The organism is Jatrophihabitans sp., assembly GCF_051960575.1.
Lineage (GTDB): Bacteria > Actinomycetota > Actinomycetes > Mycobacteriales > Jatrophihabitantaceae > JBQCEE01.
Genome location: NZ_JBQCEE010000215.1, coordinates 1 through 7,564 on the forward strand (window position 1 = coordinate 1; position 7,564 = coordinate 7,564).

Consider the following 7,564-nt stretch of genomic DNA (forward strand, 5'->3'; position numbering starts at 1 on the left):
CATCGTCGCGTACCTGCTCGACACCCACGCGGAACGGCCGGTGCTCGCGCTGTCGATCCCGCACGGGGCGGTGCTTATGGTGCTCGGGCGCTTAACGGTTCGGAAGTACATGCACCGCCACCGGGCGAGGGGCGAGTGGACGAGCACCATCCTGGCCGTCGGCACCCGCGAGACCGTGCACCACCTCGTCGACGTCACGAACCGCGCGTCCTTCGCCGGCCTCAAGGTCATCGGTGCCTGCGTCGAGGACGCCGAGATCGGCAGCGAGATCGCGCCCGGCGTGCCGGTGCTCGGCGACACGGCGCAGGCGGCCGCCCTCGCCGAGGCCCACGGCACCGACATCGTCGCCGTCGCCGGCGCCGGCATGGGGCCGCGCCGCATCCGCGAGCTGGGCTGGGCGCTCGAGGGCACCGGGCGGCAGATGGTCATGGCGCCCGGGCTCACCGACGTCGCCGGCCCGCGTCTGCACATCAGCCCGGTCGAGAACTTGCCGCTGATGTGGGTCGACCAGCCGCAGTTCACCGGCATGGCCCGTGTCGCCAAGCGCGCCGTCGACATCGCCGGCTCGGCGTTCCTGCTGCTCATCGGTTCCCCGTTCCTGCTGCTCACCGCCCTCGCCGTGCGCCTCACCACGGCGGGCCCAGCGTTCTACCGCAGCACGCGGATGGGTGCGCACGGCCGCGAGATCACCGTCTGGAAGTTCCGCTCGATGTACGTCGGCGCCGACCGGCAGAAGGCCGCGCTCGCCGCGGTCAACGAGGGCGCCGGCGCCCTGTTCAAGATGCGCCGCGACCCCCGGGTGACCCCGATCGGCCGCGTCCTGCGGAAGTTCTCGATCGACGAGGTGCCGCAGCTGTTCAACGTGCTCGGCGGCAGCATGTCGCTCGTCGGCCCCCGCCCCCCGCTGCGTGAGGAGGTCGAGCAGTACGACGCGCACGTGCACCGCCGGCTGCTCGTCAAGCCGGGCATGACCGGGCTCTGGCAGGTGAGCGGACGCAGCGACCTGCCGTGGGACGAGGCCGTCCGCCTCGACCTCTACTACGTCGAGAACTGGTCGTTCGGGCTCGACCTCGCGATCATCCTGCGCACGGTGTGGGCCGTGCTCCGGGGCCGCGGCGCCTACTGATCCTCGACCCGCTCCTCGACCCGCTCCTCGACCCGCTCCCCAACCCGCGGCGCCGGCCGGCTCATCCGACCAACCCGCGGATCTCGTCGACCAGCGCGGTGAGCTGCTCGACCGCAGTGATGAGGCCGGCGTCGCCCCGCTGCCGCAGCCCGGTGCGGATCAGGTTGCGCGCCAGCACCGTCGGCTTCATGTCGAGCAGCGCGGCGCGCCCCTCGAGCGACCGCATTTCGTCGATGTCGAGTCGGATCGACAGCACCACCGTCGTCCCGGTGCCCTTCCGCACCCGGCGCGGCTTGAGCGCGAGCGCCGCCTCGCGTGCTTGGACCTCGGCCCGCTCCCGCTCCAGCTGAGCATCCATCCACGCTCGCAACTCCGCCTGCTGCGCCTCCCACCGGGCCGCCGCGGCGGGGTCCTGCTGGACGACAGGCGCTGCCGGAGCTACCACCGACGGCGCGTCGGCGGGTTGCCCCCACGGCGCGGGTGGTTGGCCCCACGGGTCCACCCGTCGGGCGGCGGCGGTCGTGGCGTCATCGGCGGCGCTGTGGGCAGCCCCGTCGGCGGCGCTGTCGGCGGCGCTGTCGGCTGTCTGGTCGGGCGGTGGAGGCGGTGCGGACATGGACGGGCACGGTAGCGGGGCGCCGCCCCGTGCCGGACTTGTTGTCCACAGGTGCTGTCCGCGCTCGTCTGCTCCGGGTCTCCGAACCAGGGGCATCAGGGGGCGCGATTCGTACGACGGTTGTTGACACCGCGGTTCCCGGGCACTTGGTGTGCGCTGGTGTGCGCTGCCGTCAACAACTGTCGTACGAGATGCCCCCTCAGGTGGACTGCCCGCCGGCGGCCAGAGCTGTCAACAACTGTCGTATGAAACGGCGCGGCGATGCGGTCAGTCCCGGGCGGCGATGCGGTCAGTCCCGGGCGGCGAGGTGGTCGGCGAGCGCCGCGCGCCAGTCGCGGGGCGGGGTGAGGCCTGCGGCCGTCCAGGCGGCGGTCGACAGCACCGACCAGGCGGGACGCGGCGCGGGACGCGGGAAGGCCGCGGTGTCGACGGCGTGCACCCGGTCGGGGTCGGCGCCGGTCAGCCGGAAGATCTCGCGCGCGAACCCGCACCAGGACGTCTGGCCGTCGTTGACGAGGTGCAGGGTCTGCGCCGGCACCGACGACCGGGCGAGCTCGACCATCCCGGCGGCGAGGTCGGCGGCGGAGGTCGGGCAGCCGAGCTGGTCGTCGACGACGTCGAGCGTCTCGCGCTCGCCCTGCAGGCGCAGCATGGTGTCGACGAAGTTCGCCGACGGCCCGCCGTACACCCACGCCGTCCGCACCACCCAGCCGGCGTCGGGCAGCAGTTCGCGCACGGCCTGCTCGCCGGCCAGCTTGGTGCGCCCGTAGACGGTGCGCGGGCCGGTGGGGTCGTCCGGTTCGTAGGGCAGCGTCGCGTCGCCGGCGAAGACGTAGTCGGTCGAGACGTGCAGCAGCCGCCCGCCGTGCTGCGCGAGGGCCGTGGCGAGCAGGGCCGGGCCGGTCGCATTGACGCGGTACGCCGTGTCCTCGTCGGACTCGGCGGCGTCGACGGCCGTGTACGCCGCGGCGTTGATCACGACGTCGGGCCGGTGCGTGCGGACGGCGTGCTCGACCGCGCGTGAGTCGGTGATGTCCAGCTCGCGGCTGGTCAGGGCCACGACGGTGTCGGACGGGTCGACGAGCGCGCGCCGCAGGTGGACGCCGAGCTGCCCGCCCGCCCCGGTGATCAGGAACCTCACCGCGGCGGCCTCACTGGCCGGCCTCGGCGTACCTCGCCTCGACGGCTGCCTTGATCGGCTCCCACCAGTCGCGGTGCTCGGTGTACCAGGCCACGGTCTGCTCGAGCCCGGCGCGCAGGTCGCGGTACCGCGGCTCCCAGCCGAGTTCGGTGCGCAGCCGGGTGGCGTCGATCGCGTAGCGCAGGTCGTGGCCGGCGCGGTCGGTGACGTGGTCGTACTCGTCCTGCGGCCGGCCCATCAGCCCGAGGATCAGCTCGAGGACGTCCTTGTTGTTGCGCTCGCCGTCGGCGCCGATCAGGTAGGTCTCGCCGATCCGCCCGCGCTCGATGATCGTCCACACGGCGTCGTTGTGGTCGTCGACGTGGATCCAGTCGCGCACGTTCGCGCCCGCGCCGTAGAGCTTCGGCCGGCGTCCGGACAGGACGTTCGTGATCTGGCGGGGGATGAACTTCTCGATGTGCTGGTACGGGCCGTAGTTGTTCGAGCAGTTCGAGATCGTCGCGGCGACACCGAACGACCGCACCCAGGCGCGCACCAGCAGGTCCGACCCGGCCTTGGTCGACGAGTACGGCGACGACGGGTTGTACGGCGTCTGCGGCGTGAACTTCGCCGGGTCGTCGAGTTCGAGGTCGCCGTAGACCTCGTCGGTCGAGATGTGGTGGAACCGCACGTCGTGGCGCCGCACCGCCTCGAGCAGGGTGAAGGTGCCGACGAGGTTGGTGCGCACGAACGGCGACGGGTCGCGCAGCGAGTTGTCGTTGTGCGACTCGGCCGCGAAGTGCACGACCAGGTCCGTGGACGCGACGAGCGTGTCCACGAGGTCGGCGTCGGCGATGTCGCCGCGCACGAAGGTGATGCGCTCGCGCACCGGGTCGAGCGTCGACTCGTTGGCCGCGTAGGTCAGGGCGTCGAGCACGGTGACCTCGACGTCGGGCCGCTGCGCGACCGTGCGGTGGACGAAGTTGGCGCCGATGAAGCCGGCGCCGCCGGTGACGAGGACACGCATCGGACGAGTCTCGCAGACCGGTCAGACGAGGTCGGCGAACAGCGGGGCGCTCGCGTCCTTGGCCGAGACCATCGCCGGGTCGTCGACGTCCGGGTCGATCGGCCAGGCGATGCCGAGGGCCGGGTCGAGCGGGTTCAGGGCGACGCCGGGCATGCCCGGTGCCCACTCGGCGTCGAAGCAGTAGACGTACTGGCAGCCGCCGTCGCCGACCGCCTGGAACCCGTTGCAGACGCCGGCCGGCACGAGCACCTGGACGCCGACCGTGAGCGGCACGACGACGACGGCACCGCGCGTCGGCGAGTCGGCGCGCGTGTCGACGTACGCACCGAACGCCTCGCCCCAGGCGACGCCGACGAGCTTGGTCATGGCCTCGCCGTGCAGCCCGCGCAGGCCGCCGCGGTGCGTCCAGGTCATGTTCACCTGCGCCCACCGGTCCGGCACCGGCAGGCCGGCCTCGGCGAAGCCGCTGGTGCGGAAGAACTCGCGCACCGTCCCGCGCTCGTCGGTCACCGCCTTGGTGCGGATCACGAACAGGCCCTCGATCGCCGACGGCTCCACGGCCATCGGCACGACCTCGACGGTCACGACCCCGCCAGGAACTCGGTCGCGGCCTTGCGCAGGTAAGCGCCGTAGCTGCTCTTGCCCATCTGGTCGGCCAGCCGGAGCGCGTCCTCGCCGGTGATGAGGCCCTGCCGCATCGCGATCTCCTCGAGGCACGAGATGGTGATGCCCTGCCGGTGCTGCAGCACCTGGACGAACTGGCTGGCCTCGAGCAGCGAGTCGTGGGTGCCGGTGTCGAGCCACGCGGTGCCGCGGCCGAGGTCGGCCAGCGAGGCGCGTCCCTGCTGCAGGTAGACCCGGTTGAGGTCGGTGATCTCGAGCTCGCCGCGGGCCGACGGCGACAGCCCGCGCGCGATGTCGACGACCTGCTCGTCGTAGAAGTACATGCCGGTGACCGCGAGGTCCGAGCGCGGCTGCGCCGGCTTCTCCTCGATGTCGACCAGCGCGCCGTCGGCATCGAGCACCGCGACGCCGTACCGCTCGGGGTCGCTCACCCGGTAGCCGAACAGCACGCAGCCGCCGTCGCGGTCGATCGTCGACACCGCGTCGGTGAGCAGGCCGGTCATGCCGTGGCCGAAGAAGATGTTGTCACCGAGCACGAGGGCGGCGGGGCCGCCGGCGCGGTGGTCGGCGCCGATGAGGAAGGCCTCGGCCAGCCCGTTCGGCTCGGGCTGGATCGCGAAGCGCAGCGAGATGCCCCACTGGCTGCCGTCGCCGAGCAGCCGCACGAACTGCTCCTGGTCGTGCGGGGTGGTGATGATCAGGATCTCGCGGATGCCGGCCAGCATCAGCATCGAGATCGGGTAGTAGACCATCGGCTTGTCGTAGACGGGCAGCAGATGCTTGCTCACCGCACGCGTCACCGGATGCAGCCGCGTGCCCGAGCCGCCCGCCAAGACGATGCCCCTCACTGCGCTCCCTCCCGACCTGTCCTCGTCGAAGGACCGACCATACCGAGGGCGTGCACCGCGGGGCGCGCCGAGACCGGGCCCCTCGTACCATCGCCCGGTGCGCGTGCTCGTCGATGCCGTGGCCGCCCTCGAGGGCAGCCACTCGATCATCGTGCGCAACGTGCTGCGCGTCTGGCACGAGGTCGGCGCCGACGACGAGGTGCACCTGCTGATCGGGCCGGACACCACCCTCGAGGTGCCGGACGGCGTCGTGGTGCACCGGCTGCCGCTCGACCGGCCGCCGGGCGCGCCGGCGATCCTGCGCCGCGTCGTCGCCCAGACCTTCGAGACCCAGCGGATCGCCCGGCAGGTGCGGGCCGAGGTGCTGTGGTGCACCGTCGCCGCCTCGGCGATGAAGGACATCGGCATCCCGCGGGTGGTGTCGCTGCTCGACCTGCGGCACGAGGTGCGCCCGCACCAGTTCAGCCGGGCGCAGCGGGTGCAGCGGGCCGTCTCGTGGGGCTACAACCTGCGTCGTGCGGCCGCGATCCTGCCGATCTCGGCCAGCACGCGCGACGACCTGCGGCGGCTGCACCCGCGACTCGCGGCGACACCCGCCCCGGTCTGGCACCTGGGCGCGGACCACGTCGACGACTGGCCCGCGCCGCAGCCCGAGCCGGGCGCCCGCCCGTACGCGCTCGCCTTCGGCCACTTCCCGAACAAGAACGTGGACGAGGTGGTGGAGGCCTGGGCCGAGCTGGCACGCCGCCGCGACGGCGACGTGCCGCAGCTGACCATCAGCGGGCTGCCCGGCGCCGGCAAGACCCGGGTCGCCGAGCTCGCCGCCCGGCTCGGTGTCGCCGACGACGTGCGTCCGCTGCCCTGGGTCGAGGACGACGAGTTCCGCCGCATCTTCGCCGGGGCGGCGCTCATCGTCTTCCCCTCCGACTTCGAGGGCTTCGGTCTGCCGGCGGTCGAGGCGATGCGGCTCGGCGTCCCGCTCGTGGTCTCGTCCGACCCGGCCCTGGTGGAGGTCACCGGCGGCCACGCGGCCGTCGCACCGACCACCGCCGCGGCGGACGTCGCGACCGCCGTCGAGCAGGCGCTCGCCCGCCCCCCCGAGCAGCTCGACGCGGCCCGCGTCTTCGCCGCCCGCTACACCTGGACGCGCACGGCCGGGGTGTTGCGCGACGCGCTCGTCACCGCGGCCGCGACGGGACGCGCCCGCTGATCAGCCGCGCTTGCGCGCACTGACGATGAGCACCATCTGCAGGCGCCGCGGCAGCCGCGCCTCGATCGCCGCGACCGCCTCGGCCGTGCGGGGGAACCGGCGCACGTACTCGGACAGGCCCGGGTGGAAGCTCGCCGCCCACTCGAATCGGGGCTCGAGGACCGCGCGCAGGTCGGGCACCGTGTTCATCGCGTACACGGTGGGGAAGACGTCGACCTCCTCGCGTCCCGGTTGCAGCTGGCCGACGACGGCCGAGTGCCGCTCGTTCGGCACCAGCCGGGCGCCGAGCGACAGCGGCGAGCGCTTCGACACGGTGCGCGCCACGAACGCCCCGCCCGGACGCAGCACCCGGTGCAGTTCGTCGACGAACGCGGTCGGGTCGGCCACGTGCTCGAGCACCCAGTCGCAGTAGGCGAGGTCGACCGACTCGTCGTCGAGCGGCCACCGGCCGCCCTCGATCATGCGGAACTCGTCGACCACCGGGTTCTCGAAGCCCGCGCGGTCGATGTCGATGCCGATCACGCGACGGCCCGGGGCGCGCAGGTCCTGGATGCTGCGCTCGCCGCTGGCGGCGGGCGGATCGACCATGGCGCCGCGCCCGCAGCCGACATCCACGAGCACCGACGCGTCGGTGGCGAGCGCCTGCACCATCAGGAACAGCGTCACCGCGCTGTCGACGCCGAGGCGGTGGTCGCGGAACAGGCGCGACGAGCCGAGGGGCCCGGTCTGGGTCGGTCCGGTCTGGTTCATGGTGTGACGGAGCGTAGCGATCGGGGCGGGCACGTCGAATCGACGCGGCTCAGGCGGGTTGCAGCCTCGGTGCGGCCGCGTCCGCACCGAACCCATCCGCCCGCGCCGGGTGCCCCCCCCCCCCCCCGGCGGCCCCGGCCCCCCCCGCCCCCGCCGCCCCCGCCCCGGCGGCGGGGGGGCCCCCCGCAGCGCAGCACAGCTGCAATGTCAGGCGGCAGATGCAGATACAGATGAGCTCCGCTG

At 73.2% G+C, this 7,564-nt stretch carries 8 protein-coding genes; 2 read left to right on the plus strand and 6 right to left on the minus strand.

Features of this window, described 5'->3' with window-relative positions; all coding sequences use genetic code 11:
* Nucleotides 1-1,126, plus strand: a 1,126-nt coding sequence (locus ACTHMS_RS12010; RefSeq protein ID WP_440306901.1) for a sugar transferase, incomplete at its 5' end; no start/stop codon positions are given.
* A 61-nt stretch (nt 1,127-1,187) separates the two neighbouring features.
* On the opposite strand, the gene ACTHMS_RS12015 is transcribed toward ACTHMS_RS12010, so the two are convergent.
* From ACTHMS_RS12015 to rfbA, 5 genes are all read right to left on the minus strand, one after another.
* On the minus strand, nt 1,188-1,742 hold the full coding sequence (locus ACTHMS_RS12015) for a hypothetical protein (protein ID WP_440306902.1): 555 nt from the start codon (nt 1,740-1,742) through the stop codon (nt 1,188-1,190).
* Between the two features lie 289 nt (nt 1,743-2,031).
* Complete coding sequence (rfbD, locus tag ACTHMS_RS12020; RefSeq protein ID WP_440306903.1) at nt 2,032-2,883, minus strand: dTDP-4-dehydrorhamnose reductase; 852 nt, start codon at nt 2,881-2,883, stop codon at nt 2,032-2,034.
* Between the two features lie 10 nt (nt 2,884-2,893).
* Nucleotides 2,894-3,889, minus strand: coding sequence for a dTDP-glucose 4,6-dehydratase (rfbB, locus tag ACTHMS_RS12025; protein WP_440306904.1), 996 nt, complete (start codon nt 3,887-3,889; stop codon nt 2,894-2,896).
* Nucleotides 3,890-3,910: 21 nt separating this feature from the next.
* Nucleotides 3,911-4,474 (minus strand): dTDP-4-dehydrorhamnose 3,5-epimerase family protein, encoded by a 564-nt coding sequence (locus ACTHMS_RS12030; protein WP_440306905.1) that lies wholly within the window; start codon nt 4,472-4,474, stop codon nt 3,911-3,913.
* Nucleotides 4,471-5,361 (minus strand): glucose-1-phosphate thymidylyltransferase RfbA, encoded by an 891-nt coding sequence (rfbA, locus tag ACTHMS_RS12035; protein WP_440306906.1) that lies wholly within the window; start codon nt 5,359-5,361, stop codon nt 4,471-4,473. Before rfbA ends, ACTHMS_RS12030 begins: the two co-directional genes overlap by 4 nt.
* Nucleotides 5,362-5,458: 97 nt before the next feature.
* Here rfbA and ACTHMS_RS12040 point away from each other — a divergent pair, with 97 nt between their 5' ends.
* On the plus strand, nt 5,459-6,571 hold the full coding sequence (locus ACTHMS_RS12040; RefSeq protein ID WP_440306907.1) for a glycosyltransferase: 1,113 nt from the start codon (nt 5,459-5,461) through the stop codon (nt 6,569-6,571).
* On the opposite strand, the gene ACTHMS_RS12045 is transcribed toward ACTHMS_RS12040, so the two are convergent.
* Complete coding sequence (locus tag ACTHMS_RS12045; protein ID WP_440306908.1) at nt 6,572-7,321, minus strand: class I SAM-dependent methyltransferase; 750 nt, start codon at nt 7,319-7,321, stop codon at nt 6,572-6,574. It lies immediately after the preceding gene.
* Nucleotides 7,322-7,564: the final 243 nt, after the last annotated feature.

Bases quoted from the DNA above. Each gene is read 5' to 3' on its own strand.
- ACTHMS_RS12015 (WP_440306902.1), bottom strand. From the start codon at position 1,742: ATGTCCGCACCGCCTCCACCGCCCGACCAGACAGCCGACAGCGCCGCC.
- rfbB (WP_440306904.1), bottom strand. From the start codon at position 3,889: ATGCGTGTCCTCGTCACCGGCGGCGCCGGCTTCATCGGCGCCAACTTC.
- ACTHMS_RS12045 (WP_440306908.1), bottom strand. From the start codon at position 7,321: ATGAACCAGACCGGACCGACCCAGACCGGGCCCCTCGGCTCGTCGCGC.